Source organism: Sphingomonas sp. 3-13AW (assembly GCF_049311085.1).
Classification (GTDB): domain Bacteria; phylum Pseudomonadota; class Alphaproteobacteria; order Sphingomonadales; family Sphingomonadaceae; genus Sphingomonas.
On sequence record NZ_JASNVZ010000005.1, the window covers coordinates 91,685 to 115,812 of the forward strand.

Below are 24,128 nucleotides of genomic sequence, written 5' to 3' on the forward strand. Positions count from 1 at the left end.
CCTGCCGAGAGAAATGGGGCGCGCGGTTGGGCGCAGCAAGCTGGGCGCTATATAGGCGGGGACCTTACCCGCGCAATCGGAACGATTCTTGGCTGAACGACTCTACCTGGATCATGCTGCGACAACCCCGATGCGACCGGAGGCGATTGCCGCGGTCGCGGACGGTATGGCGCGTTGGGCGAATCCCTCGTCCCCGCATGCGGAAGGGCGCGCCGCCCGCCGCGCGCTGGAGGACGCCCGCGCCCGCATCGCCGCAGCCCTCGGCTGGAAGCACGAGGTGATCCTCACCAGCGGCGCGAGCGAGGCGATCGCCCTCGCGCTCGGCCGCGCCAAGGGCGTGCGCATCGCCGTCTCGCCGACCGAACATGATGCGGTGCTGCGCGCCGCCGGGGACGCGGAGCGGCTGCCGGTCGATGCTTCCGGGCGCGTGACGCTGCCCGAGCCTTCGGGCGAGCGCCGGCTCTTTGCGATCCAGGCCGCCAATTCCGAAACGGGCGTGCTCCAACCGCTCGACCGCATCGGCGACGCGATCCGCGCCGCCGGCGACTTGTTGTTCGCCGACTGCGCCCAGTCCGCCGGCAAGCTCCCGCTGCCCGACGCCGACCTGATCGCGGTGTCGGCGCACAAGCTCGGCGGCCCCCCCGGCATCGGCGCGCTGCTGGTGCGCGATTTCGCGACGCTCGAACCCAGCGGCGGGCAGGAACAGGGCTATCGCGGCGGGACCGAGAATCTGCCGGGCGTCCTGGGTTTCGCCGCCGCTCTGGAGGCTCCGCGCGACTGGATCGAGGACGCCGCCGAGTGGCGCGCGATGCTGGACGCCGCGATCCTGGCCGAGGGTGGGGAGGTGGTCGCCGCCGCCGCGCCGCGTATCCCGACCATCGCCGCCTACCGCATGCCCGGGGTCGCCTCGGCGGCGCAGCTGATCCGCTTCGACGGCGGCGGCATCGGGGTCTCCGCCGGCAGTGCCTGCTCATCCGGCAGCCTCAAGCCCAGCCATGTGCTGGAGGCGATGGGCTGGTACGCCCGCGCTGCCCGCGAAGTGGTGCGCGTCAGCTTCGGCTGGAACACCCGTGGCGAGGACGTCCGCCGGTTCGCCGAGGCCTGGACCGCGATCGCCCGCGAAGCCCGCAGCCGCGCCGCATGAGCTATCTCGACTATCAGGCAACGACGCCGCTCGCCCCGGAAGCGCTCGCGGCCATGCTCCCCTGGCTGGAGCGCCAGCACGCCAACCCGCATTCGCCGCATCGCGAGGGCCGCGCCGCCCGCGCCGCGGTCGAGGTCGCGCGCGATCAGGTGGCCGCACTGCTGCCGCAGGGCGGCCGCGTCGCCTTCACCTCCGGCGCGACCGAGGCGCTCAACTGGGCGATCCAGGGTACCGAAGGCCCGATCGTGACGCTCGCGACCGAACATGCCGCCGTGCTCGACACCGTGGCTGCCGAAGCGCGCAAGGGCCGCCCGGTCACCATCCTGCCGGTCGGCAGCAACGGCCGCGTGGACCTGGACGAGGCGGCGCGGGCCATCCGGCCCGGCACCGGCCTGGTCGCGGCGATGCTCGTCAACAACGAGATCGGCGTGATCCAGCCGATCGCCGAACTCGCCGCGCTCGCCCATGCTGCCGGCGCGCGCTTCCTCTGCGATGCGGTGCAGGGCTATGGCCGGGTGCCGATCCCCGAGGGTTGCGACTTCATCGCCGTCTCCGCCCACAAGATCCACGGCCCCAAGGGGATCGGCGCGCTGTGGGTGCGCGACGGCGCCACGCTTGCGCCGCTGCTGCACGGGGGCGGGCAGGAGGCGCCGGGGCGCTCTGGCACCCTCTCTCCCGCGCTCTGCGCCGGCTTCGGTGTCGCCGTCAGGCTCGCCGCCGCGCGGAATGCAGAGGATACCGCCCATGTCGCCCAGCTCGCCGGAGCAGCGCTCGCCGCGCTTGGTCCGGACTGGCTGGTCAACGGCGCCACCGAGCAACGCTATCGCGGCAACCTCAACCTGCGGCGCCCGGGGCTCGACGTGGCGCGGCTGATGAGCGATCTGCGCGACATCGCCTTTTCCGCGGGCTCCGCCTGTGCGAGCGGGTCGGGCCGGACGAGCCATGTGCTCCGCGCGATCGGCCTTTCGGACGCGGAGGCGCGCTCGAGCATCCGCATCGGCTTCGGCCGCACGACGACTGAGGAGGAATTGGTGACCGCCATCAACCGTATCGACGCGGCAGCGCGCGCGCAGAAGGTGGCGGCATGATCGTGCGCTTCATCGGGGTCGACGGCACGGTCGAGGAAGCGACCGGCGCCGCCGGCGACCGGCTGCTCGACCTGGCCCAGGCCTATGGCCAGCCGCTGGAGGGGACGTGCGATGGGCAGATGGCTTGTTCGACCTGCCACGTCATCGTCGCGCCCGAGTTTGCCGAGCTGCTGCCGCCGCCGTCCGAGGAAGAGGAAGACATGCTCGATTTCGCGCCCGGCGCGACCCGCACCAGCCGGCTTGCCTGCCAGATCACGCTGACCGACGCGCTCGACGGGTTCACCGTCCGCATGCCCGGCCAGCAGTCCGACGCGCGGCGGCGTTGATGCGTCGGCGGGAATTCGTCGCGGGCGCTGCGGCCGCCATGCTGCTGCCCGCCTGGGTTGAGGCGCTGGGCGGGTCCGCCTGGGCCGCCACCGCTGCGCCCGATCCGCTTGCGGAGATCGCGAAGGGCACGGGCGGGCGTCTCGGCGTCTCGGTGTTCGACACCGGCAGCGGACGTCGCCTGTGGCTCGATCCGCTTGCGCGCTATCCCTTCTGCTCGACGTTCAAGGTGCCGCTCGCCGCCGCCATCCTGGCGCGCGCCGACCGCGGGGAGCTCGATCTCCAGCGCCCGATCCGCTTCACCCAGGGCGATCTCCTCGACTATGCGCCGGTGGTGGCCAAGAACCTGCCGCGTGGGCAGATGACGCTCGCCGAACTCTGTGCCGCCGCGGTCGAGTGGAGCGACAACGCCGCCGCCAATCTCCTGCTGCCGCAGCTGGGCGGCCCCTCGGGGCTCACGCGGTTCATGCGCTCGGCCGGCGACGACATCAGCCGCCTCGATCGCGTGGAGCCGGAGCTCAACGAGTACACGCCGGGCGAGGTGCGCGACACCACCACGCCCATGGCGATGACGACCCAGCTGACGGCGCTCCTCACCGGCAATGTGCTCCAGCCCGCGTCGCGCCAGCAGCTCATCGACTGGATGATCGGCTGCCGCACCGGCGACGCCCGCCTGCGCGCCGGCCTCCCCAAGACGTGGCGAGTCGGCGACAAGACCGGCACCAGCGGCAAGGGACAGGCCAATGACATCGCCATCGCCTGGCCGCCAAACCGCAAGCCGATCCTGATCGCCTGCTACCTGGATGCGCCCGGCATCGCGCCGGACAAGGCGGACCAGGCGATCGCCGCGGTCGGGGCGCTTGTGGGACAGCTGTTCGCCTGAACTTGCGGCGACAGGACGCTTCCCCCTTGCCGGGGGGGGCTGCCATCGTCCAAACGCCCCGCATGACCGTTGCCGTCGACATGGGAACCGATCCGGCCGGCAAGCCGGTTCCGATTGATCTCGAAGAACTTCTCGCCACCCGCCTGCTGGTTCAGGGCAATTCGGGCTCGGGCAAGTCGCACCTGCTGCGCCGCCTGCTCGAACGCAGCGCACGCCACGTCCAGCAGGTCGTCATTGATCCGGAAGGGGACTTCGTCACCCTGTCCGCTGCCTATGGCCATATCGTCATCGATGCGGTCGACCACAGCGAACGGGAAGTGGCGAAGTTCGCGACTCGCGCGCGGGAGCATCGCGCCTCCGTCGTGCTCAGCCTGGAAGGGCTGGAGGCAGAGGGGCAGATGCGCTGCGCCGCGGCCTTCCTGTCCGCCTTGTTCGATGCGCCGCGCGAGCATTGGTATCCCGCGCTGGTCGTGGTGGACGAGGCGCAGCTGTTCGCCCCGACCACCGGTGGCGAAGTCGCCGAGGAGGTGCGCCGCGCGTCGCTCTCGGCGATGACCAACCTCATGTGCCGCGGCCGCAAGCGTGGCCTGGCCGGGGTGATCGCCACCCAGCGCCTCGCCAAGCTTGCCAAGAACGTGGCGGCAGAGGCGTCGAACTTCCTGATGGGCCGCACCTTCCTCGATATCGACATGGCCCGCGCAGCCGACCTGCTCGGCATGGAGCGCCGCCAGGCCGAACAGATCCGCGATCTCCAGCGCGGCACCTTCCTGGCGCTCGGCCCGGCCGTCTCGCGGCGGCCGGTGGCGGTGCGGATCGGTACGGTCGAGACGTCGGCGCGCAGCGGCAGCCCCAAGCTGACGCCGCTCCCGTCCGGGCATGTCGCCGGCATCAAGGACCTGCTGCTGGCTCCGGTCGAGGAAATGCTGCCGCTGCCGATGCCCGCGCGGCCGGCGCCGCCTCCCGAAGAGGTGATGGCAGCGATCGAGCGTCCGAGCGGCCCGCTCGCGACCCCGGCGCTGCCCGAGCGTTCGGAGGAGGAAACCGACACGATTATCGCCGACGTGCTGCGCGTGATCCTGTCCGACGATGACGCGCATCAGCGTCCGGCGGCGATGCTCTACCAGGACTTCGGCGTGCGCTGTCGCATGGCGGGGCTGTCGCGGCCGCCGCTTGACCTGCCGGCGTTCACCCGCCGCCTGTCGTGCGCGCGCGCCGGCATCTTCGAATCGCCCGAAGTGGAGTGGAGCGACGCGCTCCAGCTCGCCGCCTCGCTGCCCGACGACATGCTTGGGCCGTTCCTGCTGATCGCCCGCGCCGCCCGCGCGGGGGAGCCCTGTCCCAGCGACGAGGAAATCGCCCGCACCTATGGCACCAGCTCGATGGGCCGGGTGAAGCGGCTGGTCGCCTATATCGAGAGCCGCGACCTGTTCGTGTGCCGCACCGACCTGTCCGGCCGCCGCTCGATCACCCTGCCGCACCTCGGCTGGACGACCGAAGCCTCGGAAGTCGCCGCCTAGCCAGCCGCCGCTTTGCTACCCCGCGAAGGCCGGGGGCAGGCGGCGGTGCGGCCCTACAGCCCCAGGTCGGCCGGTCCGAACGCGTGGGGCAGCAGTTCCGACAGCCGGTGCTCCTCGACCGCATCGCCCTCGGCACCTGCACAGAAGACCGTGAGGTCGCGGCGCCCGATCTGCGCCGCCTCGTTCAGTACCTGGCGGCAGCGTCCGCACGGCCGCACCGGCTTGTCCCCGGTCGGCACGCCGTCCGCCATCATCCCGCCGATCACCGCCACTTCGGCGATCTCGGCCAGCCGGCCCTGCGCGCTGGCGGTGGCGACGGCGACCGTCTCCGCGCACAGCGACAGGCCGTAGCTCGCATTCTCGAAATTGGCGCCGGTGATGATGCTGCCATCGGTCATGCGCAGCGCCGCACCCACCGCAAAGCGCGAATAGGGGGCGTGGGCGTTGCGCGCTGCGGCGCGGGCCGCCGCGATCAGGGCCTGGGTATCGGTCATGGTGCTACGACATTCCAATGGACGGGGCGGTCGACGCCGTCGATCCGCCGGATGGTGCTCGCCTGCCACATCCGCCACGGACGTGCCAGATACAGGGGCTCGAAGAAGTCCTGCGTGGCCCACAGCGGCCGCGCGACCGCGCCGCTCACCTGATACTGCTTCTCGAACGGTTCGGAGATCTTGAGCAGCATCGGCGATCCCGTGTGGTGCTCCACCACCTTCAGGAACGCCTGGATCGAACCCAGCAGCTCGGCGCGTTCCGGACGCCGCGCGCAGCCCTCGTCGAAGTCCAGTTCCACCACCGCCGGCAGCGCGTCGAGGAAGCGCGGCACAAAGGTGATGAACGCGTCCGCCTGCGCCTCGGCCGACCGGCACAGCGAGAACTGGTGGATCACCCCGCGGCGGATGCCCGCTTCGCCCAGCGCCGCCCAGTTGGACTGGAACAGGCGGTCACGACGCGTTCCGGCGCGGATCGCGCGGGCATAGGCGAAATCGACCCCGCGGGCGCGCGCCGTCAGCCAGTCGACGGGCCCCGTCTCCTCCGACACGTCGATGCCCTGGATCGGGTATTCGCCGGTGGAAGGGCGCCAGTCGGTCGCATAATGCCAGCCCGCAACCCCCGCGAGGCACAGCGCCGCCGCGATGGCCAGCACCGCCTTGAAAACCCGCATTCCCTGAATTCAACCTCTGATGTGCAACACGCAGATAAGCGTGAAGAGGCGGCGGGCCGTATCGAAGTCGATCTCGATCTTGCCCTTGAGCCGCTCGATCAGCAGCTCCGCCGCGTCGTTGTGGGTGGCGCGTCGCGCCATGTCGATGGTTTCGATCTGCTGGGGCGTCGCCTGGCGGATCGCCTGGTAATAGCTGTCGCAGATGGCGAAATAGTCGCGGATCGGCCGTCGGAACCGGGCAAGGCCCAGCACCAGCGTCTCCAGCGGCGTGTCGTCGGCACGCCGGATGTCGATCGCCAGCCGCCCGTCCTCCACGCGCAATCGCACCCGGTACGGTCCGGCATAGCCGTCGGGATGTACCCGCTGGGGCGCGAAGTAATTGCCCTCCAACAGGTCATAGATCGCGATTCGCCGTTCCTGCTCGACGTCCGCGTTGCGCCAGAGAATGGTGCGCTCGTCGAGCGAGACGTCGATGATCCGTGGATCGGCCATGGTGGAGGCAGCGCTTAGCTGTTTGGCGCGCGTTGGCAACGGGCAAGCCGGTGAAACGCGTCTGTCCACAGATGTTTCGCGTGTCTCGCTTGAGCTTGGCCCTCGCGTCTGGGAAAAGCGGCCCATGGCCACACTTGCACAAATCGGCGGTTCGTCCGCTCCGTCCCCGGCTGCGCGCCTTCCCCAGAACGTGGAGGCCGAAGCGGCGCTCCTGGGCGCGATGATGATCGACAACCGGCTTGCCGACGACGTCGTCGAGCGACTCGAGCCGGATCACTTCTTCGAACCCGTCCACGCCCGCATCTTTGAAAAGATCCGCGACGTGCGCCGCCAGAACATGCTCGCCAACCCGGTGACGCTGCGCCCGTTGTTCGAGGACGACACCGGCATGCGCGAACTGGGCGGGCCGGGCTACCTCGCCCAGCTGACCGGCAGCGGCGCGGGCCTGCTCGGCGCCAAGCAGTTCGCCGAGCAGATCTACGACCTCGCCCAGCTGCGCGCGCTGATCACGGTCGGCACGACACTGGTCGAAAACGCGCTCGACACCAGCCAGGCGATCGACCCGCGCAAGCAGATCGAGCAGGCCGAAGAGGCGCTGTTCCGCGTTGCGGCCGAGGGGACGACCGCCAATACGGTCAAGAGCTTTGCCCAGGCGACGACCATGGCCGTCGCGATGGCCGATCGCGCGCTCAACTCGGGCGGCGGCCTTTCGGGCGTCACCACCGGCCTCAACAGCATCAACTCGCGGATCGGTGGTCTCCACCATTCCGACTTGATCATCCTCGCGGGCCGTCCCGGCATGGGCAAGACCTCGCTTGCCACCAACATCGCGTTCAACGCTGCGCGCCGCTTCATGGACGACCAGCGCGCCGGCGTGGAAAAGGGCAAGTCGGTCGGCGCCAAGGTCGCTTTCTTCAGCCTCGAAATGTCGGCCGACCAGCTCGCCACCCGCGTGCTCGCCGAACAGTCCGGCATCAGCTCCGAAGCACTGCGCATGGGCAAGATCAGCAAGGCGGAGTTCGTGAAGCTGGCGGACGCCGCCGCCGACCTCGAATCGCTGCCGCTCTACATCGACGACACCGCCGGCCTCTCGATCAGCGGCCTGCACACCCGCGTCCGCCGCCTTCACCGCCGCCTCGATGACCAGCTCGGCCTGGTGGTGGTCGACTATCTCCAGCTGCTGCAGGGCACCGGCCGTTCCGACAACCGCGTGAACGAAATCTCCGAGATCAGCCGCGGCCTCAAGACGCTCGCCAAGGACATCGGCGTGCCGGTGATCGCGCTGTCGCAGCTCAGCCGTGCGGTGGAGCAGCGCGAGGACAAGCGGCCGCAGCTCTCGGATCTTCGCGAATCCGGCTCGATCGAGCAGGACGCCGACATGGTCTGGTTCGTGTACCGCGAGGATTATTACGTCGCGGCCAAGGAGCCCAAGCGCCCGCGCGACGGCGACGACGCCCGCGTGTTCGAGGATCACGCCAAATGGGCGGTGGAGATGGAGCGCGTCTATGGCCTCGCCGAACTCATTATCGCCAAACAGCGTCACGGCGCCACCGGCAAGGTCACGATGAAGTTCGAGCCGACGATCACGCGCTTCAGCGACTATGTCGGCGAGGGTTATGGCAGCTTCGACAATGAGTGAGGCAGGGCAGGGCACGCGCGACCGCCTGATCCTGATCGATCCGGCGACCACCGACCCGGCCTATCCAGACGCCCATTATTTCTGCTTCGACTGCATCGTCCTCGAAGGGGTGCTCGCGGCCTATCCACAGTTGCGGGAGCGGCTCGACGTCGAGCACGTCGCCTGGGCCCGCCCGCGCGAGCGGGTGGTCGCCCTGGTGGGGGAGGCGCACCAGTCGCTTCCCCTGCTGATCCTGGCCGAGGATGCACCGGCCGCGCTCGCCACCGGAGAGGCCAACGGCCTGCGCTTCGCCGACACCCGCGACGCCATCCTTGAGGCGCTCGCCGCCCGCCACGGTATCCCCCGCCGCCACCCGTAACCGGCCGCGGGAGAACAGTCCCTCGTTGCGGGTTCGCCGCGAGGGACTGAAGCGTTCCTTTAGTTCGACCGATCGAACCGGTCTCGAGCCTGTCGGGCCTGCGCGCACAGCACGCCCCGGTCACGGCACTGCGCCTCCAGCGCCTCTACCATCCTGCGTTGCTGGTCGAGGATGTACGGGTCCTTCGAGAGGCCGGGCGAATAGGGGTTCCGTGCTCCCGGCGGAGCACCCCAACCGCCGCTCCCCGGAGTGGGGGCCGCTCGTTCCGCAACCGGCTCACGCCCGGCGAGCATGACGCCCGCCGGAAACGCGACCGCGGCGCCGATCAGGGCAGCGCACCCCAAGCCTCGCCAGTCCCGCCGCACGCCTCGCCACACCCTCAGAAGTCTCTGACGAAGGATGCGCCTCTGCGCCCCCGTCCGCAACCGGCTCGTCTGCCGGACCTGCAGCAGCGGCCGGTCGTCGACAACTTATCCACAGCTTGTGCGGCGACCATCCACGGATCGCTGCACGGTTCCTTGCACGTCTTGCGCACAGCCGATCCACAACTTGCAAACAGGTTATCCACAGGCCTCTGCACAGCTTCTCCACGCGCTGCCAACGTGCCTTTGCGCACGAAACCCACCGCTGATCCACGCCCCATCAACGCGCGATCCACCGCCTGCCAACAACTTATCCACAGGCTTGCACACAGCCGCGCCGGCTCAGCGCGCGTCGAACCGCGATACGCGAACGCCCTCAGCGCCCCGCTTCCGCGGGAGCACTGAGGGCCATGTCGGGAGAGAGGGCGGCCGCAGCCGCGCCGGTCAGAAGACGGGCTGGTTGGGGTCGCCGTCGGGAATGGGCGTGTGGATCCCGCATTCGGTCTTGTTCCAGCCGCTCCAGCGGCCAGAGCGCGGGTCTTCGCCCGGCGCCACCTTGTTGGTGCACGGCTGGCAGCCGATAGACGGATATCCCATCGCCACCAGCGGGTTCACCGGCAGGTCGTGCGTGGTGAAATAGGCGTCCAGCTCTTCCTTGGACCAGGTGATGAGCGGGTTCACCTTCAGCCGGTCGCCGTCGAGCTCGAAGCGCGGCAGGTTCGCGCGCGTCGCCGCCTGGAACGCCTTGCGCCCGGTAAAGCTCGCGTCGAACCCGGCGAGGCCACGCACCAGCGGCTCGACCTTGCGGATCTCGCAGCAGCCGTCCGGATCATAGGACCAGCGCAACCCGCTCTCGTCGCGCGCCGCCAGCCGCTCGGCGTCGGGCAGCACGATGCGCAGGTCGGTCAGCCCCAGGAAGCGCACGAGCTCGTCCCGATAGGCGATCGTCTCGGGAAAATGCTTGCCCGTGTCCAGGAACAGCACCGGCACCGACCGGTCGACGCTCGCCACCAGGTGCAGCAGCGCCGCCGATTCCGCCCCGAACGAGGACACTACCGCCACTTCGCCCAGCAGCCCTTCGCCCAGCGCCACCCGCAGCATCTCCTGCGTGTCGACGCCGCGGAACCGCTCGTTCAGCCGCGCCGCATCCACCAGCGTGAAGCGGGGCGTCAGGTCGAGCCGGTCGATCGCGCGCAGGGCCGCATTACCCATGACGGAGCTTCCACACCGGTTGCACCGGGTCGGCCGCCCGCTGGTAGAAGTGCGCGTACCGGCTCAGCGCCGCCTCGGCCGTCGCCCGGTCGATCGGGGCCTCCGGCGCGAAGCTGTCGAACCCGCAGCGCCGCATCGGCAGCAGCTGGTCGACCAGCACATCGCCCTGCGCCCGCAACTCGCCTTCATATCCGGCTTCCCGCAGGATCCGTGCCGAGGAATAGCCGCGACCGTCGCGAAACTTGGGAAAGCTCACCTCGACCAGCGCGATCCGGTCCAGAAAGGGCAGCAGCGCCCGCGCATCGTCACCTGCCTCCAGCCGAACGGCGGTGGCGTTGGACTGGCCCAGGAACGCATCCAGCGTCACCGCCGGCTCGTCATGCGGCGCATCGTCGCGAAACCGCAGGAAGCTCGCGTCGGCCTCGGCCGGGTTGGTGGTCAGCTCAGCCATAGATCGCCTCCTTGAACGGCTCCATGCCGATGCGCCGGTATGTGTCGACGAAGCGCTCGCCCTCCTGCCGTTCGGCAAGATAGCGGTCGGTCACACGCTCGATCGCGTCGACCACCCCGTCTTCGGAAAAGCCCGGGCCCGTGATCTTGCCCAGGCTCACGTCCTCGGCACCCGATCCGCCCAGGAGCAGCTGGAAATTCTCCGTGCCCTTCCGGTCCACGCCCAGGATGCCGATGTGCCCGGCATGATGGTGGCCGCACGCGTTGATGCAGCCGGAGATCTTGAGCTTCAGCTCGCCCAGGTCGCGCTGCCGGTCGGGGTCGGCAAAGCGTCCCGCGATCTTTTGCGCCAGCGGGATCGAGCGCGCATTGGCAAGGCTGCAATAATCGAGCCCCGGGCAGGCGATGATGTCGCCGATCAGGTCCAGGTTCGCCTCCGCAAGCCCGGCTTCGACCAGCTGCTGCCACACCGCGCACAGGTCCGCCTTGCGGACATGCGGCAGCACGATGTTCTGGGCATGGGTCACGCGCAGCTCGTCAAAGCTGTAGCGCTCGGCAAGCTCGGCCATGCGGTCGATCTGGTCCGCCGATGCGTCGCCCGGAATGCCCTTGGTCGGCTTCAGGCTGATGTTGACGATCGCATAGCCCGGCTGCTTGTGCGGCTTGACGTTCTGGTCCAGCCACACCGCGAAATCGGGGTCGCTGCGATCGAGCGCGTCCGACAGGCCCTCCTCGAACGGCGGCGGCGCGAAATGGGCGGCGATGCGGTCGAACTCGGCCTGCGGCGGATCGATCCCCAGCGCCTTTACCGCCACGAACTCTTCCTCGACCTGGCGGCGATATTCGTCGGCCCCGATCTCGTGGAGCAGGATCTTGATCCGCGCCTTGTAGATGTTGTCGCGCCGGCCATAGCGATTGTAGACGCGCAGGCATGCTTCCAGATAGCTGACGAAGTCCTCGAACGGCACGAAGTCGCGGATCAGCGAGGCGATCATCGGCGTCCGTCCCATGCCGCCGCCGACATAGACCGCCGCGCCCAGCCTGCCGTCGCGCTCGATGATCTGCAGCCCGATGTCGTGCAGCCGCATCGCCGCGCGATCCTCGTCGGCCGCGATCACCGCGATCTTGAACTTGCGCGGAAGGTAGGTGAACTCGGGGTGGAAGGTCGACCACTGGCGCAGCAGCTCCGCCCAGGGGCGCGGGTCCGTCACCTCGTCGGCGGCGGCGCCGGCATATTGGTCGGACGAGATGTTGCGGATGCAATTGCCGCTGGTCTGGATGGCATGCATCTCGACCGTCGCCAGCTCGCGCAGGATCGCGGGCGTATCCTCCAGCTTGATCCAGTTGAACTGCAGGTTCTGGCGCGTGGTGAAGTGGCCGTAACCGCGATCATAGGTCCGCGCGATATGGCCCAGCATCCGCATCTGGCGGCTGTCCATCGTGCCATAGGGGACGGCGACGCGCAGCATATAGGCGTGCAGCTGCAGGTAGAGCCCGTTCATCAGCCGCAGCGGCTTGAACTGGTCCTCGGTGATCTGGCCCGACAGGCGCCGCGCGACCTGGTCGCTGAATTCGGCGATCCGGCTCTCGACGATGGAGCGGTCATATTCGTCGTACTTGTACATGCTACCCTCTTACACCGGCAGCAGCCGGGATCGCGCGCCGGATGGCGCAGCGGCGGTCGTTCAGATTACCCAGCTTCCGGCGTTCGGATCGGCGGGCTTCAGCGTCAGGTCGGGCCGCACCGTCGGGCCCAGCGCCCGGATGCGGTCCTTGATATGGGCGGGGCGGGGCCCCTCGGCGGTCGCCTCGGCGTCGATCACATAGGGCACGTTCACGCGCAGCGCGGCTTCCTCGACATGGGCGATCGCCTCGCCGTTGCTGCCGACGTCGACCGCGTCCGCCAGGTGCCGGGACCAGCCGCTGCCGGTCCACCACACCACGTCGCCGCTCGCCAGATCATTGCCCGTCAGGATCTTCACGCCATTGCCTCCGCTGCGGTCGCCCAGGCGCCCAGCTTGTCCTCTGCATCCGCCAGCTGGACGACATCGCCCACCACGATCACCGCCGGGCTCTGCACCTGCTCGCGCCCGACCATCGGGCCAAGGTCGGCGAGCAGCGTGCGCAGCGCCCGCGCACCCGGAAGCGTGCCGCGCTCCAGTACCGCCACCGGCATGTCCGGGGCGACGCCGTCCGCCATCAGCTTGTCCGCGATCGCCTCGGCCGTCGCCACGCCCATGTAGATCACCAGCGTGCGTCCCTTGCCGGCAAGCCCGGACCAGTCCTGGTCGGTCAGCCCCTTGCACTGGCCGGCGACGAAGCTCACCGCCGAAGACCAGTCGCGGTGGGTGAGCGGCAGCATCGCGCCCGCCGCACAGCCCAGCGCTGCCGAAACGCCCGGGATCACTTCGACCGGAAGCCCCGCGGCGCGCACCGCCTCGACTTCCTCGCCGCCGCGCCCGAAGATGAAGGGGTCGCCGCCCTTCAGGCGAACGACGATGGCGCCCGTCTTCACATGCGCGATGATCAGGGTGTTGATCGATTCCTGCGGCAGCGTGTGGCGCGACCGCCGCTTGGCGACCGAGATGCGCTGCGCGGCGGCCGGCGCGATCGCGAGCACGCGCTCGTCGACCAGCCCGTCGTGCACCACAACATCAGCGCTCTTCAACGCCTCTACGGCCCGAACGGTGAGCAGGCCCGGGTCCCCCGGACCCGCACCGACCAGAATAACGCGCCCGCGCGCGTGAGGATCTAGAAGTGTCGCCATGGCGCAGGAGATGGCCTCTCCCGCGCAAAGCAGCAACGCCACGCTTGCTTCGCGACACCGAAGCGAAACTTTGGCAGCCCCGCTTCAGCGCAGCGCGTCGCCCAGTGTCCGGATCTGGGCGACCTTGGCGTGGAGAGCCGACCAGTCGTCGTCGCTCGCGATCGGTGCCCAGATCGCCTCCACCTCCTCGATGGAAAGCTTGCAGGGCGCGTCCTCCCAATGCGGATGGTCGCGCGGCTTGCGCGGGGCATAGCCGTCGAGCGCCTCGCGGACCGCGGCGAACGCCTCGCCATAGAGCGGCTGGTCCGGCAGCGTGCCGCCGAACGCATCGTGGAAAAAGGCGTCGACCGGCGCGCTCGTCTCGCGCAGGGCCAGCTCCATCTGCCCCACCAAAGTGCGATCCTCGGCCTCTCCGCGCGGCACCACGCCCAGGCGCCACAGCATCGCCGCGCGCACCGCCTCCTGGTAACGCGGCGCGAACTGCTCGAGCACGGCGATCAGCGGCTCGGAATCGACCAAGGTGCGCAGCGCCACCGCCAGCTGCATCGCATCCCAATAGATCGCCTCTGGCTGCCGCCCGAACGCATAGAGCCCGGCATGGTCGAAATAGGCCGCCGTGAACCCCGGGTCCCAGGTCTGGGCAAAGCGCCACGGACCATAGTCGAAGCTTTCGCCGGTCACGTTGATGTTGTCGGTGTTGAGCACGCCATGGACGAATCCTGCGGCCATATACTGCCCGGCGAGCCGCGCGGTGCGGCTTACCACAAGGTCGAGCAGCCGCACCGGCCCGTCCTCGCCCGGCTCCTCGCCATAGAAGTGGCGCAGCACATAGCCGACCAGCCGCTCCATCGACTCCGAGTCCTGGTGATAGGCGAGCCGCTGGAACGTGCCGATGCGGATATGGCCGTGGCTCAGCCGCACCATCACCGCCGACCGGGTGGGGGAGGGCTCGTCGCCGCGGGTCAGTTCCTCGCCCGTCTCGATGACGGAGAAGGTGCGGCTGGTCTCGACGCCCAGCGCCTCCAGCATCTCGGTCGCCAGGATCTCGCGCACCGCGCCCTTCAGGGTCAGGCGCCCGTCGCCGAACCGGCTCCACGGCGTCTGGCCCGATCCTTTGGTGCCCAGGTCCATCAGCCGGCCCTGATCGTCGCGCAGCTGTGCGAACAGAAACCCGCGCCCGTCGCCAAGGTCCGGGTTGTACGTCCGGAACTGGTGCCCGTGATAGCGCAGCGCCAGCGGCGTCTGGAGGTTCCGGGGAAGCGGCTCGAACCGCCCGAAATGCGCAAGCCAGGCCTCGTCGTTCAGGCCGTCCAGCCCCACCGATCCGGCCGCGCGATCGTTGCGGAAGCGCAGGATCGTCTTGGGAAAATCGGCGGCCGCGACCGGATCGTAGAATTCCGCTCCCAGCTCGAGGATCGCCTGTTCGGCCGTGTAGGAAGTGCCGGACAAGGGCTGCGAGAGACTGGGTTGCGACGAAATGGCCATACGGCGATATGGGGAGCGATGACCGACAGACGCAACCCGCCCCGTGCCGGCGCCTGGCAGGATGACTTCTGGTGGTCCAGCGACGGGCTACGGCTGCACTATCGGGATTATGCCGGGCGGGACGACCGGCCGCCGATCCTCTGCCTCCACGGCCTCACCCGCAACGCCCGCGATTTCGAGGGGCTGGCCGCGCGCCTGGCGGGCGACTGGCGGCTGGTGGTACCGGAAATGCGCGGCCGCGGCGAAAGCGCCTATGCCCGCGACCCCATGACCTATGTCCCGCTCACCTACCTGCAGGACCTCGACGCGCTGCTGGCGCAGCTCGGGGTCGGGCCGGTGATCGTGATCGGCACCTCGATGGGCGGCATCCTCGCGATGCTGCTTGCCGCCAGCCAGCGCGATCGCATCGCGGGTGCGCTCCTCAACGACATCGGGCCGGAGATCACGCCAGCCGGCCTCGGCCGCATCCGCAGCTATGTCGGCCGCCAGATGTGGCACCCCACCTGGATGCATGCCGCCCGCGCCGTGGCAGAGGCGCATGGCGAGACCTATCCCGGCTATGGCGTGGCCGACTGGCTGGTGATGGCCAAGCGCCTCTACCGCCTCAACAGCTCCGGCCGAATCCTGCTCGATTACGACATGAAGATCGCCGAGCCCTTCCGCGTGCCCGGCAACGAAGCCGCTCCCGACATGTGGCCCGCCCTCGATGCGCTCGCCGGAAAGCCGGTGACGGTGGTGCGCGGCGATCGGTCCGACATTCTCTCAGCCGAGGTCGCCGAGCGCATGGTCCAGCGGCTGCCGGGCGCCGAACTCGTCACCGTTCCGAACACCGGCCACGCGCCGACGCTGGAGGAGCCGGTGGCGGCCGCCGCCGTCGACCGGCTGCTCGCCCGCTTCGCCTGAAGGTCCCCCCGATGCCCGTCCGTATCCTCCATCTCCATTCCAGCTTCGCGCCTGGCGGCAAGGAGCAGCGCGCCGTCCGGCTGATGAACGCGTGGGGCGACCGCGCCGTCCACACCATCGTCTCGGGCGTGCCGGACCAGACCGGCGCGCGCGATTGGATCGCCAAGGGCATCCGCTACGAGATCGCGCAGAACCCGCCGCCGCTCACCGGCAACCCGTCGGTCAAGCGGTTCGAGGCGATCGCCCGCTATGCGTCCCGTTTCGACCTGGTGCTTACCTATAACTGGGGCGCCATCGACGGGGTGATGGCGCGCCGCGTGTTCGGCAAGGGCGCGCCGCCCGTCGTCCACCACGAGGACGGCTTCAACGAGGACGAATCCGCCCGCCTCAGCCCGGTACGCAACATCTACCGCCGCTTCGCGCTCGGCGCCGCCCATGCGCTGGTGGTGCCCTCGCACGTGCTGGAGGAGATCGCGCTCAACACCTGGCGCCAGCCGCGCGGGCGCGTCCACCGCATCGGCAACGGCATCCCGGTCGCCAAATATGCGCAGGGCTGCGCGCCCGACGCCATCCCGGGCTTCCGGCGCAAGACAGGGGAGGTCGTGATCGGCTCGCTCGCCGGCTTCCGCGAGGTAAAGGACCTGCCGCTGCTGGTGCGCGCGGTCGGCGGCATCGTCGAGGACGTGCAGCTCGTGCTCGTCGGCGAAGGGCCGGAGCGCCAGGCGATTCTCGACGCGGCAGAGGCGATGGGGATCGAGGACCGCGTCCACCTGCCGGGCTTCCTGCCGGAGCCGCACCGCTACATGGGCCTGTTCGACATCTTCGCCCTCTCGTCGCGCAGCGAGCAGCAGCCGATCTCGGTGATGGAGGCGATGGCCGCCGGCCTGCCGGTGGTCGCGCCCCCGATCGGCGACATCCCGCAGATGGTGTCCGAGGAGAACGCCCCGTACATGGGCATCGACCGCCACGAAGTGCACCTGCGCGATCGCCTGCAGGTCCTCGCCCAGGACTTCGCCGCGCGCGGCCGGGTGGGGGCCGCGAACCAGGCGCGCGCCCGCGCGTTGTTCGACGAGGACAAGATGATTGCCGCCTATGCCGCGCTGTACGAACAGGCCATGGGCAAGCCGGGCGCGCTATTGCTGCGTTCGTAATTTCCTCGCATGCGGCGGGATTGGTTAGTAAAGGCGCCCCATCACGGGTCCGCCCAGCCGGTTCGTCGGGCATCAATCGGAGGTTGGTTTGTTCAAAGGTCTGTCCCCCATCAGCTACAACGGCCGCGAGGTCTGGCCGCTGGTCGAAGGAGGGAAGGGCGTTGCCGCCACCAATCACGCATCGGCGGGCGCATGGGCGGCAGCCGGGGGCATCGGCACGGTGTCCGCGGTCAACGCCGACAGCTATGACGCCGAGGGCAAGATCATCCCGCAGGTCTATCACGCACTGACGCGCCGCGAGCGGCATGAGGAGCTGATCCAGTACGCGATCGAAGGCGCCGTCCAGCAGGTCGAGCGCGCCTGGGAGATCTCGGGCGGCCAGGGCGCCATCAACATCAACGTGCTGTGGGAAATGGGCGGTGCGCAGCGCATCCTCAACGGCGTGCTGGACCGTACCCGCGGCATGGTCGCGGGCGTGACCTGCGGCGCTGGCATGCCGTACAAGCTCAGCGAGATCGCGGCTTCCTACAACGTCCATTACCTGCCGATCGTAAGCTCGGGTCGTGCGTTCCGCGCCCTGTGGAAGCGCGCCTATTCCAAGGCCGCCGAGTGGCTCGCCGCGGTCGTGTATGAAGATCCCTGGCTCGCCGGCGGCCACAATGGCCTGTCCAATGCCGAGGATCCGCTCGCACCGCAGGATCCCTATCCGCGCGTGAAGGCGCTGCGCGACACCATGCGCGAGGGCGGCATTTCCGACGACGTGCCGATCGTGATGGCGGGCGGCGTCTGGTACCTGCGCGACTGGAGCGACTGGATCGATAATCCGGAACTGGGCAAGATCGCGTTCCAGTTCGGGACACGGCCGCTGCTCACGCAGGAAAGCCCGATCCCGGAAGAGTGGAAGCAGCGCCTGATGCAGATCGAGGAGGGCGACGTGCTCCTCCATCGCTTCTCGCCGACCGGCTTCTATTCGTCGGCCGTGCGCACGCCGTTCCTGCGCAGCCTCGAGGCACGCTCCGAGCGCCAGATCGCCTTCACCATGCAAGAGGCCGGGGACCACGCGTTCCAGCTCGACGTCGGCGTGAAGGGCAAGAACTTCTGGGTCACGCGCAACGACCTGCTGCGCGCCCGCGAATGGTTCGGCGCCGGCTTCACCGACGCGCTCAAGACGCCGGACAACACGCTGGTGTTCGTGACGCCCGAGGAAAAGCAGATGATCCGCAAGGATCAGGCGGATTGCATGGGCTGCCTCAGCCAGTGCAGCTTCTCGTCCTGGGCGGATACGGAGACCAACTCCACCGGCCGTCTCGCCGATCCGCGCAGCTTCTGCATCCAGAAGACGCTTCAGGACATCGCCCATGGCGGTCCGGTCGACAACAACCTGATGTTCGCCGGCCACGCGGCCTATAACTTCAAGCGCGACCCGTTCTACTCGAACGGCTTCGTGCCGACCGTGAAGCAGCTGGTCGACCGCATCCTCACCGGCGACTGATCCAAAAAGGGCACGGCGCCAGTGGCGACCGTGCCCCTTTTGCCGGGCGGTGCAGGGTCTGCCGGCTCAGTCGCCGACGACCGTGCCGACCACCGCCCCGCCGACGCCGCCGACGGCGGCACCCTTTTCCACATTGCCGTTCGTCGCGGCTGCCACGCCGGCACCGCTCGCCGCGCCGATCCCGGCGCCGGTCAGGGTGGAACAGGCGCTCAGCGGCACGGCGCAGGCCAGGAGCAGGGCAGGCGTAAGCAACTTCTTCACGACATCGTCTCCGTTCGGGGTTGGATACCCAACCAAAGCACCAGGCGAGGTGCGGTTCCCCTCGGCGGGGGATCGCGATCCGGCTGCGCGCGGCGGTTGAAGGGGAGGGGCCGAACGCGATACGGTGCCCCGCGGGGGACAACAGAGGACGACGCATGCGGCATTCGGTGGTTTGGCTAGGCGGAGCGGCAGTGCTGGCGGCCGCGGTACTTCCCGCCGGCGAAGCGGCCGCGCAAAAGCGCAAGCCGCCCTATTACGCCTCGATCGCGGCGGGGGAGGCGCGGATGCGCACCGGCCCGGGGAAGAACTACCCGGTCAGCTGGACCTTCCGCCGCGCCGACCTGCCGATCAAGGTCGTCGACATCTATCAGGACTGGCGCAAGGTCGAGGATCCCGACGGCACCCAGGGGTGGATGCAGGTCGGCCTGCTTTCCGATCAGCGCACCGGCTATGTGAACGGCGGCCTGGTCGAGTTGCGCTCGGCGCCCAACAGCGCCGCCCGGGTCGAATGGCGCGCGGCTGCCGGCGTCGTCGGCCGGCTCAGCCGCTGCTCGTCGGGCTGGTGCTATTTCGATGTGCGCGGCCGCGGCGGCTATGTCGAACAGGCGCGCCTGTGGGGAGTCGATCCCGGCGAGGACATGTAGCGCCCGGGGGAACCGCTCGTGGTTGATCCCTGGATCTGGCCCGGCGCGCTGGGGCTGCTCGGGCTGGTTTTCGGCAGCTTCATCGCCACGCTGGCGATCCGCTGGCCGGAGGGGCGGTCGAGCCTCGCCGGCCGCTCCGCCTGTGACGGCTGCGGCCGCACGCTGCGCGCGATCGAGCTGGTGCCTGTGCTGAGCTATGTCATCCAGCGCGGTCGCTGTCGCAGCTGCGCCGCCCGCATCGCCCCCAGCCACCTCGTCGTCGAGCTGCTGGCGCTCGCGATCGGCGTCGCGAGCGGCCTGGTCGCGCCGGGCTGGGCGGGTGTCGCGGGCGCCGTGTTCGGCTGGCTGCTGCTGACGCTCGCCGCGATCGACCTGCGCGCCTTCTGGCTCCCCGATCCGCTGACGGCGACACTCGCCCTCTTGGGGCTCCTCGGCGGGCTCCTGGGTCTCGCGCCGCCGCTCACCGACCGGCTCATCGGCGGGGTCGCGGGTTTTGCCGCCCTATGGCTCGTCGCCACCCTCTACCACCGCCTGCGCGGACGCGTGGGTCTGGGAGGCGGGGACCCCAAGCTGTTCGGCGCGATCGGCCTGTGGCTCGGCTGGCACGCGCTTCCCCAGGCGCTGCTCCTCGCCTGCCTCATTGGGCTGGCGGCGGTGATCGCCAGCCGCTTCCGCAGGCGCCCGCTGACCGCAACCGACCGCCTCCCGCTCGGCACCCTCCTCGCACCAGCCGCCTTCCTCCTGTGGCTGCTCGCACAGGCCAGCGCGTGAGGCCTGGCCGCGAAGGCAGCCGATCGCTCAGCGCAATCATTCCTGTTCCTTCATCTCCGAGCGACGGTTTCGCAAAGAGCAATCGGCAATGGATTCCGGGAACGCGTCTGTCCCGCTACGGGGCCGTCTTCGGAAAGGGGGGAGGGCGTGATCGGCCACGCCCACCACACTCGTCAGCCAGGTGACGCGGCAGAGCCGGCAAGCAGACCGCCGTCGATGTTGATCTCCGTCCCGGTGACATAGGTCGCTTCGTCCGAAGCCAGCATCGCCGCCACGGCCGCGACTTCCCCAGGCATTCCGAAACGCTTCAACGGCGTGTCCGCGACAAGTGCCTGCATCTTGGCATTCCGGTCCGGACCGTCGCCCAGCATCGGCTCCCAGATCGGTGTCAGGATGGCGGCGGGGTGGATCGAGTTGCAGCGTATCTTCCAGCCCTGCTGCGCACAGTAGAGCGCGACCGTCTTGCTGTGGTTGCGGATCGCCGCCTTGGACGAAGCATAGGCCGCCGCGCCGGGAATCCCGACCAGTCCCGACCGCGACGATATGTTGATGATCGAGCCTGTTCCCGCGCGCTTCATCGCGCCGATCGCATAACGACAGCCCAGGAACGTGCCGTCGAGGTTGACGCGGTGGACCTCGCGCCAGTCTGCAAGGCTGGCGTGTTCCGGGTCGTGGGGCGCCATGCCGTCTTCGAAACCGGTGACGCCGGCATTGTTCACCACCACGTCGGCCACCGGAACGACGCCGGCCAACCGCGACCAATGGTCTTCCTCGCGCACGTCGAGCGGTTCGAACCGGCACCCGATCTCGGCCGCAGTAGCCGCCCCTGCCGCTTCGTCTATGTCGGTAACGATGACGATGGCGCCTTCGTCATGGAAACGGGCGGCAATGGCGCGGCCGATGCCACGCGCTGCGCCAGTGACGACGCACGTCTTGTCGTTCAGTCTTCGCATGATGTTCTCGAAACCAGAGTTCAGACTGCGGATCACTCCGCTGGCCTATGCCTTTCCGCTTTAGCGGTGACGCTGGATCATTTCGTGAAGCTCCCGAGAACGTGACGGTCCTACGGCAGCGCGGCGTGAACTGCAATTCTCGCTATTCGATCGATCTCAAGAACACCGCGCGCTCCGCAACATGCCATGGATCGCTGATCTACAGCGACGCGCAAGGCGAATTTCCCGCGACGGCTACCCCTGTAAGACAGCACCGGCAGTCCCGGTCTCCTTATGGTTGTGAGCATCGGGGTCGCCCCTATTTACTGTGCCGGGTGCCGGTCGAGGATGGAGCGATACATGACTGTTATACGCCGTGCCGACCTGGCGGACGTTGAAGGTCTCGGGGCGCTGGCACGTCGGACTTGGCGGGAAATGTCCGTACTGGATTTTGCCATGCCCTATTCCGAGAAGGACATGGCAATCTTTGAGGCACAAAAGAGTTCTGATGCCGTCATCCAGGCAAGGATCCTGGATCAGGACCAGTCTGTATGGGTTGCCGACGATGGCGGTCGGCTGATCGGCTATGCGGATGCCGGCCGTTGTGACTTGCCGCATGTCGAAGTGGCGCCAAACGACATGGAACTGAACCGGCTCTATGTAAGCCGCGATCGTCAGGGACATGGGTACGGGAAGCGCTTGATAGATGCGGCGCTTGCCTGGATGGCGACCCGCGCACCGGGGCCGCAGTGGATCGGCGTCTGGTCCGGTAATCTGAAAGCGCAACGCCTCTATAGGACCTATGGCTTTGAGAAGGTAGGCGAGTACGACTTTCCGGTCGGCGCGTGGATCGATCGAGATTTCATCATGCGCCGGCCTGGCCAAATAGGCGCACGGCAGGTTGGGCATCCCAGTAAGACATGTTTTTCGGGAGAGGGGACGCCGCCCTGAACGGGCGTTATCGCCATCCGGTTTTGAAAGCTGCAATTCCGCATTGGACCCGACCGCCGCCGCCCACGAACCTGCACACGTTGCCCTTGATCTTGGAAACTGAAGCAGCCGTGCGTGGACTCTTCTTCTATCGGCTCGCGACGATGCGGGTGCCTGACCGGGTTGTGAGGACCAGCGTCCCCGCCGGGTCGATACGGTAGGAGTCGACATCGCCTAGGAGCTCGACCAGATCGCTTTCCTGCTTCATTTCAGCCGGGGCGCAGAGCATCTTCGTCAGCCCCGCGTTGCTCAGCGATAGGGCAGGGCCGTCCGCTCGGTACGTGCCGATCATGCGGTTGCACCCGGCATTGCCGGAGAAGCGCCCATCGGCGTCGAAGCTGATTGCTGCCCGCGATTCCGGCGCGACCGCAGCGCCGCCAATTTGCGTGATCCGCCACTCGCTTCCGACGAGCGCGGCGGAATCCGTGCGTGCTGTCGTCGCGCAACCGGAGGCGAGCAAGCCCGCTACCGCCAGAGTTAGGGGAGTTCGCATGGAGAGTTCCGGCTAGTTACTGAACGACTGAGGTCCGGCTCCAACGTGGAACTTGTAGGATTGTTGCGCCGAACCGGCGATGTTGGCGCGCGCTCATGCAACCCCCGTCACCGGCGGCAGTAGATCAGGGGCGGCCCCGACCATCGCTGGCCGCGCACATCCGGAAACACCTGTCCTACACGCGCGCAAGCTGCTTCAGTCGCGACATGGCCGCCGCATTCCTCTCAAGTCCTTGCAGCGTCTGCAGAAAACCGGAACGCGGCGCCGCGTCTTGGCCTCACCTTAGCCTCACCTTCCGATCACGCGGGCTCGGGCTGCTCCACGCGAAAGTCGATCGGCTTGAAGGTGCCGCCGTTCGAATCCGGCGCGGAGCAGGCGGTGAGGCCGATCACCAGGTCCATGTGCGCGCGGAACCGGATGAAGTCGCCCGCCTTGCTGATCGGCGGCAGCACGCGCAGCTTTCCGGTCTCGCCGTCGATGGGCACGTTCATGAAGCAGTTGAACGCTACCGGGATGCGATCGGGTTCGATGCCATAGGGCTCCAGCGCCGCCGCCAGATTGCCGAAGCAGCCGCGGTGCGGCTCCAGCTTGGGATAGAAATGGTGGAAGGTGTCGTAGGAGCAGGGCGTGAGCAGGAAGTCGTGCCGCCCGACGGTGTCCTCGATGATCTCCAGCATCACCCGCGACCGGTTCGAATAGAGATTGTGGCCGGTCGTCAGATAGATCGTCTCGGCATAGTCGAGCGTCCGGCCCGAGGAGATCACCTCGTCCAGGTCATGGGCGTTGAACGCCAGCAGGTCGGCGACCTGCTCCCCGCGCGGGTCGATCACCGTGAGCGTCTCGCCCTTGGCCAGTCGAAAGGCGGTCCCGCTACGCTCGGGAATGGTGTTGGTCGAAATCAGGAGTCTCCGGAATAATGGAACGGGCAGCGCCAGCTCTCGTCGACCGCGCGCCCGCTGTACTGCCGCGCCTCGCTGGACGCACCGTGCGGCGCCAGCATCGGGTTGCGGGAGCCGGCGAGCGCCTCGTCGCGCACGAGGATCTTCTCGCGCATGCTCTCGTACTTGCCCTCCGCGCGCAGCCGCTCGAACTGGTCGTGGAGGTTGAACACCATCGTCGGCCGGTCGAACTGGCGGGCCGGGCGGCTGGAGTTCGGGTGGAGCCCGACGACAAAGAACGCCTCTCCGCCAAAGCTCAGCGAAAAGTGCGGGTTCTCCGGGTCGGGGCTGACGCGCGTGTCATATTCCTGCCCGCGCCAGACGTCCTTGTCGGACAGCGACTGGACGCGCTGCCACAGCGCACGCTCGAACTCCGCCTCGGACAGCCCGTCGGGGCCGTCGAACACGACCGCGAAACTGCGGTACATGGTCTTGTCGCGGCGATAGGCCTGGGCAAAGCGCAGCAGCGCGTCGTGGATGCGGACGTCGTCCCACGCGCTGTCGATCCGCGTGCACCCGAATACCTCCAGCGTGCCCTTCGCAAGCGCCGCCTTGGCGCCCACGCACGGGAACTCGCGTTCGCTTACATGGGCGAACAACATTGCCTCCAGGCGCTCCTGCGCCTCGTGCTTCCAGCTGAACATAGGTTGGGTTTTGATCCTGTTGA

The 24,128-nt window shown here is 68.6% G+C and carries 28 protein-coding genes; 13 read left to right on the forward strand and 15 right to left on the reverse strand.

Going from position 1 to position 24,128, the window contains the following annotated elements:
- The first annotated feature begins 88 nt into the window (after positions 1-88).
- From QP045_RS08250 to QP045_RS08270, 5 genes are all read left to right on the forward strand, one after another.
- Entirely contained in the window at positions 89-1,144 is a 1,056-nt protein-coding gene (locus tag QP045_RS08250; RefSeq protein ID WP_422514501.1) for a cysteine desulfurase family protein, read from the forward strand.
- Entirely contained in the window at positions 1,141-2,232 is a 1,092-nt protein-coding gene (locus tag QP045_RS08255; protein ID WP_422514502.1) for a cysteine desulfurase family protein, read from the forward strand. The genes QP045_RS08250 and QP045_RS08255 overlap by 4 nt, the downstream gene beginning before the upstream one ends.
- Entirely contained in the window at positions 2,229-2,558 is a 330-nt protein-coding gene (locus tag QP045_RS08260; protein ID WP_422514503.1) for a 2Fe-2S iron-sulfur cluster-binding protein, read from the forward strand. The genes QP045_RS08255 and QP045_RS08260 overlap by 4 nt, the downstream gene beginning before the upstream one ends.
- Positions 2,558-3,439 (forward strand): class A beta-lactamase, encoded by an 882-nt coding sequence (gene bla, locus QP045_RS08265; protein WP_422514504.1) that lies wholly within the window; start codon positions 2,558-2,560, stop codon positions 3,437-3,439. The genes QP045_RS08260 and bla overlap by 1 nt, the downstream gene beginning before the upstream one ends.
- 62 nt (positions 3,440-3,501) lie before the next feature.
- A complete protein-coding gene (locus tag QP045_RS08270) occupies positions 3,502-4,956 on the forward strand; it encodes an ATP-binding protein (RefSeq protein WP_422514505.1) in 1,455 nt (484 codons plus the stop codon).
- Positions 4,957-5,009: 53 nt separating this feature from the next.
- Here the strand turns inward: QP045_RS08270 and QP045_RS08275 are convergent, their stop codons facing one another.
- Genes QP045_RS08275 through QP045_RS08285 form a run of 3 tightly spaced genes read right to left on the reverse strand, consistent with a single transcriptional unit; the run spans position 5,010 to position 6,613 of the window.
- Entirely contained in the window at positions 5,010-5,450 is a 441-nt protein-coding gene (locus QP045_RS08275; RefSeq protein ID WP_422514506.1) for a cytidine deaminase, read from the reverse strand.
- Positions 5,447-6,121, reverse strand: a complete 675-nt coding sequence (locus QP045_RS08280) for a GH25 family lysozyme (protein ID WP_422514507.1) — start codon at positions 6,119-6,121, stop codon at positions 5,447-5,449. The genes QP045_RS08275 and QP045_RS08280 overlap by 4 nt, the downstream gene beginning before the upstream one ends.
- Positions 6,122-6,130: 9 nt before the next feature.
- Positions 6,131-6,613: a UPF0262 family protein gene (locus QP045_RS08285; protein ID WP_422514508.1), complete on the reverse strand. Its 483-nt coding sequence runs from the start codon at positions 6,611-6,613 to the stop codon at positions 6,131-6,133.
- Between the two features lie 124 nt (positions 6,614-6,737).
- On the opposite strand from QP045_RS08285, the gene QP045_RS08290 reads away from it, so the two are divergent.
- Together QP045_RS08290 and QP045_RS08295 are read left to right on the forward strand one after the other, a co-directional pair.
- A complete protein-coding gene (locus QP045_RS08290) occupies positions 6,738-8,252 on the forward strand; it encodes a replicative DNA helicase (protein WP_422514509.1) in 1,515 nt (504 codons plus the stop codon).
- Positions 8,245-8,610 (forward strand): DUF3088 domain-containing protein, encoded by a 366-nt coding sequence (locus tag QP045_RS08295; RefSeq protein ID WP_422514510.1) that lies wholly within the window; start codon positions 8,245-8,247, stop codon positions 8,608-8,610. Before QP045_RS08290 ends, QP045_RS08295 begins: the two co-directional genes overlap by 8 nt.
- Positions 8,611-8,669: 59 nt before the next feature.
- Here the strand turns inward: QP045_RS08295 and QP045_RS08300 are convergent, their stop codons facing one another.
- From QP045_RS08300 to QP045_RS08330, 7 genes are all read right to left on the reverse strand, one after another.
- Positions 8,670-8,954, reverse strand: a complete 285-nt coding sequence (locus QP045_RS08300; RefSeq protein WP_422514511.1) for a hypothetical protein — start codon at positions 8,952-8,954, stop codon at positions 8,670-8,672.
- Positions 8,955-9,416: 462 nt separating this feature from the next.
- Positions 9,417-10,184: a phosphoadenylyl-sulfate reductase gene (locus QP045_RS08305; protein WP_422514512.1), complete on the reverse strand. Its 768-nt coding sequence runs from the start codon at positions 10,182-10,184 to the stop codon at positions 9,417-9,419.
- Entirely contained in the window at positions 10,177-10,635 is a 459-nt protein-coding gene (locus QP045_RS08310) for a DUF934 domain-containing protein (protein WP_422514513.1), read from the reverse strand. Before QP045_RS08310 ends, QP045_RS08305 begins: the two co-directional genes overlap by 8 nt.
- Positions 10,628-12,259 (reverse strand): nitrite/sulfite reductase, encoded by a 1,632-nt coding sequence (locus QP045_RS08315; RefSeq protein ID WP_422514514.1) that lies wholly within the window; start codon positions 12,257-12,259, stop codon positions 10,628-10,630. Before QP045_RS08315 ends, QP045_RS08310 begins: the two co-directional genes overlap by 8 nt.
- A gap of 60 nt (positions 12,260-12,319) precedes the next feature.
- Complete coding sequence (locus QP045_RS08320) at positions 12,320-12,616, reverse strand: DUF2849 domain-containing protein (RefSeq protein ID WP_422514515.1); 297 nt, start codon at positions 12,614-12,616, stop codon at positions 12,320-12,322.
- Positions 12,613-13,401: a uroporphyrinogen-III C-methyltransferase gene (gene cobA / locus QP045_RS08325; RefSeq protein WP_422514516.1), complete on the reverse strand. Its 789-nt coding sequence runs from the start codon at positions 13,399-13,401 to the stop codon at positions 12,613-12,615. The genes QP045_RS08320 and cobA overlap by 4 nt, the downstream gene beginning before the upstream one ends.
- An 84-nt stretch (positions 13,402-13,485) precedes the next feature.
- Entirely contained in the window at positions 13,486-14,886 is a 1,401-nt protein-coding gene (locus QP045_RS08330; protein ID WP_422514517.1) for a protein adenylyltransferase SelO family protein, read from the reverse strand.
- A gap of 18 nt (positions 14,887-14,904) precedes the next feature.
- On the opposite strand from QP045_RS08330, the gene QP045_RS08335 reads away from it, so the two are divergent.
- The 3 genes from QP045_RS08335 to QP045_RS08345 all read left to right on the forward strand — a co-directional run bounded on the left by QP045_RS08335 (position 14,905) and on the right by QP045_RS08345 (position 18,432).
- Entirely contained in the window at positions 14,905-15,789 is an 885-nt protein-coding gene (locus tag QP045_RS08335) for an alpha/beta fold hydrolase (protein ID WP_422514518.1), read from the forward strand.
- Between the two features lie 11 nt (positions 15,790-15,800).
- The gene (locus tag QP045_RS08340; protein ID WP_422514519.1) at positions 15,801-16,940 is read left to right on the forward strand and encodes a glycosyltransferase family 4 protein; all 1,140 of its coding nucleotides are present in this window, start codon (positions 15,801-15,803) and stop codon (positions 16,938-16,940) included.
- 88 nt (positions 16,941-17,028) lie between these two features.
- Positions 17,029-18,432: an NAD(P)H-dependent flavin oxidoreductase gene (locus QP045_RS08345; protein WP_422514520.1), complete on the forward strand. Its 1,404-nt coding sequence runs from the start codon at positions 17,029-17,031 to the stop codon at positions 18,430-18,432.
- Between the two features lie 66 nt (positions 18,433-18,498).
- On the opposite strand, the gene QP045_RS08350 is transcribed toward QP045_RS08345, so the two are convergent.
- The gene (locus tag QP045_RS08350; protein ID WP_422514521.1) at positions 18,499-18,693 is read right to left on the reverse strand and encodes a hypothetical protein; all 195 of its coding nucleotides are present in this window, start codon (positions 18,691-18,693) and stop codon (positions 18,499-18,501) included.
- A 155-nt stretch (positions 18,694-18,848) separates the two neighbouring features.
- On the opposite strand from QP045_RS08350, the gene QP045_RS08355 reads away from it, so the two are divergent.
- Together QP045_RS08355 and QP045_RS08360 are read left to right on the forward strand one after the other, a co-directional pair.
- On the forward strand, positions 18,849-19,337 hold the full coding sequence (locus QP045_RS08355; protein WP_422514522.1) for an SH3 domain-containing protein: 489 nt from the start codon (positions 18,849-18,851) through the stop codon (positions 19,335-19,337).
- An 18-nt stretch (positions 19,338-19,355) separates the two neighbouring features.
- Positions 19,356-20,108 (forward strand): prepilin peptidase, encoded by a 753-nt coding sequence (locus tag QP045_RS08360; RefSeq protein WP_422514523.1) that lies wholly within the window; start codon positions 19,356-19,358, stop codon positions 20,106-20,108.
- 173 nt (positions 20,109-20,281) lie between these two features.
- On the opposite strand, the gene QP045_RS08365 is transcribed toward QP045_RS08360, so the two are convergent.
- Positions 20,282-21,061, reverse strand: a complete 780-nt coding sequence (locus tag QP045_RS08365; protein WP_422514524.1) for an SDR family oxidoreductase — start codon at positions 21,059-21,061, stop codon at positions 20,282-20,284.
- Between the two features lie 327 nt (positions 21,062-21,388).
- Between QP045_RS08365 and QP045_RS08370 the strand changes: the two genes are divergently transcribed.
- On the forward strand, positions 21,389-21,991 hold the full coding sequence (locus QP045_RS08370; RefSeq protein ID WP_422514525.1) for a GNAT family N-acetyltransferase: 603 nt from the start codon (positions 21,389-21,391) through the stop codon (positions 21,989-21,991).
- 127 nt (positions 21,992-22,118) lie between these two features.
- On the opposite strand, the gene QP045_RS08375 is transcribed toward QP045_RS08370, so the two are convergent.
- The 3 genes from QP045_RS08375 to gntA all read right to left on the reverse strand — a co-directional run bounded on the left by QP045_RS08375 (position 22,119) and on the right by gntA (position 24,105).
- A complete protein-coding gene (locus tag QP045_RS08375; RefSeq protein ID WP_422514526.1) occupies positions 22,119-22,490 on the reverse strand; it encodes an META domain-containing protein in 372 nt (123 codons plus the stop codon).
- Positions 22,491-22,822: 332 nt separating this feature from the next.
- A complete protein-coding gene (locus QP045_RS08380; RefSeq protein WP_422514627.1) occupies positions 22,823-23,425 on the reverse strand; it encodes a DUF1989 domain-containing protein in 603 nt (200 codons plus the stop codon).
- Positions 23,422-24,105, reverse strand: a complete 684-nt coding sequence (gene gntA, locus QP045_RS08385) for a guanitoxin biosynthesis heme-dependent pre-guanitoxin N-hydroxylase GntA (RefSeq protein ID WP_422514527.1) — start codon at positions 24,103-24,105, stop codon at positions 23,422-23,424. The genes QP045_RS08380 and gntA overlap by 4 nt, the downstream gene beginning before the upstream one ends.
- Positions 24,106-24,128 lie beyond the last annotated feature (23 nt).

What these genes read in the sequence shown, in the direction of transcription:
- QP045_RS08255 (WP_422514502.1), top strand. Translation starts at nt 1,141, where the DNA reads ATGAGCTATCTCGACTATCAGGCAACGACGCCGCTCGCCCCGGAAGCG.
- QP045_RS08260 (WP_422514503.1), top strand. Translation starts at nt 2,229, where the DNA reads ATGATCGTGCGCTTCATCGGGGTCGACGGCACGGTCGAGGAAGCGACC.
- bla (WP_422514504.1), top strand. Translation starts at nt 2,558, where the DNA reads ATGCGTCGGCGGGAATTCGTCGCGGGCGCTGCGGCCGCCATGCTGCTG.
- QP045_RS08270 (WP_422514505.1), top strand. Translation starts at nt 3,502, where the DNA reads ATGACCGTTGCCGTCGACATGGGAACCGATCCGGCCGGCAAGCCGGTT.
- QP045_RS08275 (WP_422514506.1), bottom strand. Translation starts at nt 5,450, where the DNA reads ATGACCGATACCCAGGCCCTGATCGCGGCGGCCCGCGCCGCAGCGCGC.
- QP045_RS08280 (WP_422514507.1), bottom strand. Translation starts at nt 6,121, where the DNA reads ATGCGGGTTTTCAAGGCGGTGCTGGCCATCGCGGCGGCGCTGTGCCTC.
- QP045_RS08285 (WP_422514508.1), bottom strand. Translation starts at nt 6,613, where the DNA reads ATGGCCGATCCACGGATCATCGACGTCTCGCTCGACGAGCGCACCATT.
- QP045_RS08290 (WP_422514509.1), top strand. Translation starts at nt 6,738, where the DNA reads ATGGCCACACTTGCACAAATCGGCGGTTCGTCCGCTCCGTCCCCGGCT.
- QP045_RS08295 (WP_422514510.1), top strand. Translation starts at nt 8,245, where the DNA reads ATGAGTGAGGCAGGGCAGGGCACGCGCGACCGCCTGATCCTGATCGAT.
- QP045_RS08305 (WP_422514512.1), bottom strand. Translation starts at nt 10,184, where the DNA reads ATGGGTAATGCGGCCCTGCGCGCGATCGACCGGCTCGACCTGACGCCC.
- QP045_RS08310 (WP_422514513.1), bottom strand. Translation starts at nt 10,635, where the DNA reads ATGGCTGAGCTGACCACCAACCCGGCCGAGGCCGACGCGAGCTTCCTG.
- QP045_RS08315 (WP_422514514.1), bottom strand. Translation starts at nt 12,259, where the DNA reads ATGTACAAGTACGACGAATATGACCGCTCCATCGTCGAGAGCCGGATC.
- cobA (WP_422514516.1), bottom strand. Translation starts at nt 13,401, where the DNA reads ATGGCGACACTTCTAGATCCTCACGCGCGCGGGCGCGTTATTCTGGTC.
- QP045_RS08330 (WP_422514517.1), bottom strand. Translation starts at nt 14,886, where the DNA reads ATGGCCATTTCGTCGCAACCCAGTCTCTCGCAGCCCTTGTCCGGCACT.
- QP045_RS08335 (WP_422514518.1), top strand. Translation starts at nt 14,905, where the DNA reads ATGACCGACAGACGCAACCCGCCCCGTGCCGGCGCCTGGCAGGATGAC.
- QP045_RS08340 (WP_422514519.1), top strand. Translation starts at nt 15,801, where the DNA reads ATGCCCGTCCGTATCCTCCATCTCCATTCCAGCTTCGCGCCTGGCGGC.
- QP045_RS08355 (WP_422514522.1), top strand. Translation starts at nt 18,849, where the DNA reads ATGCGGCATTCGGTGGTTTGGCTAGGCGGAGCGGCAGTGCTGGCGGCC.
- QP045_RS08365 (WP_422514524.1), bottom strand. Translation starts at nt 21,061, where the DNA reads ATGCGAAGACTGAACGACAAGACGTGCGTCGTCACTGGCGCAGCGCGT.
- QP045_RS08370 (WP_422514525.1), top strand. Translation starts at nt 21,389, where the DNA reads ATGGAGCGATACATGACTGTTATACGCCGTGCCGACCTGGCGGACGTT.
- gntA (WP_422514527.1), bottom strand. Translation starts at nt 24,105, where the DNA reads ATGTTCAGCTGGAAGCACGAGGCGCAGGAGCGCCTGGAGGCAATGTTG.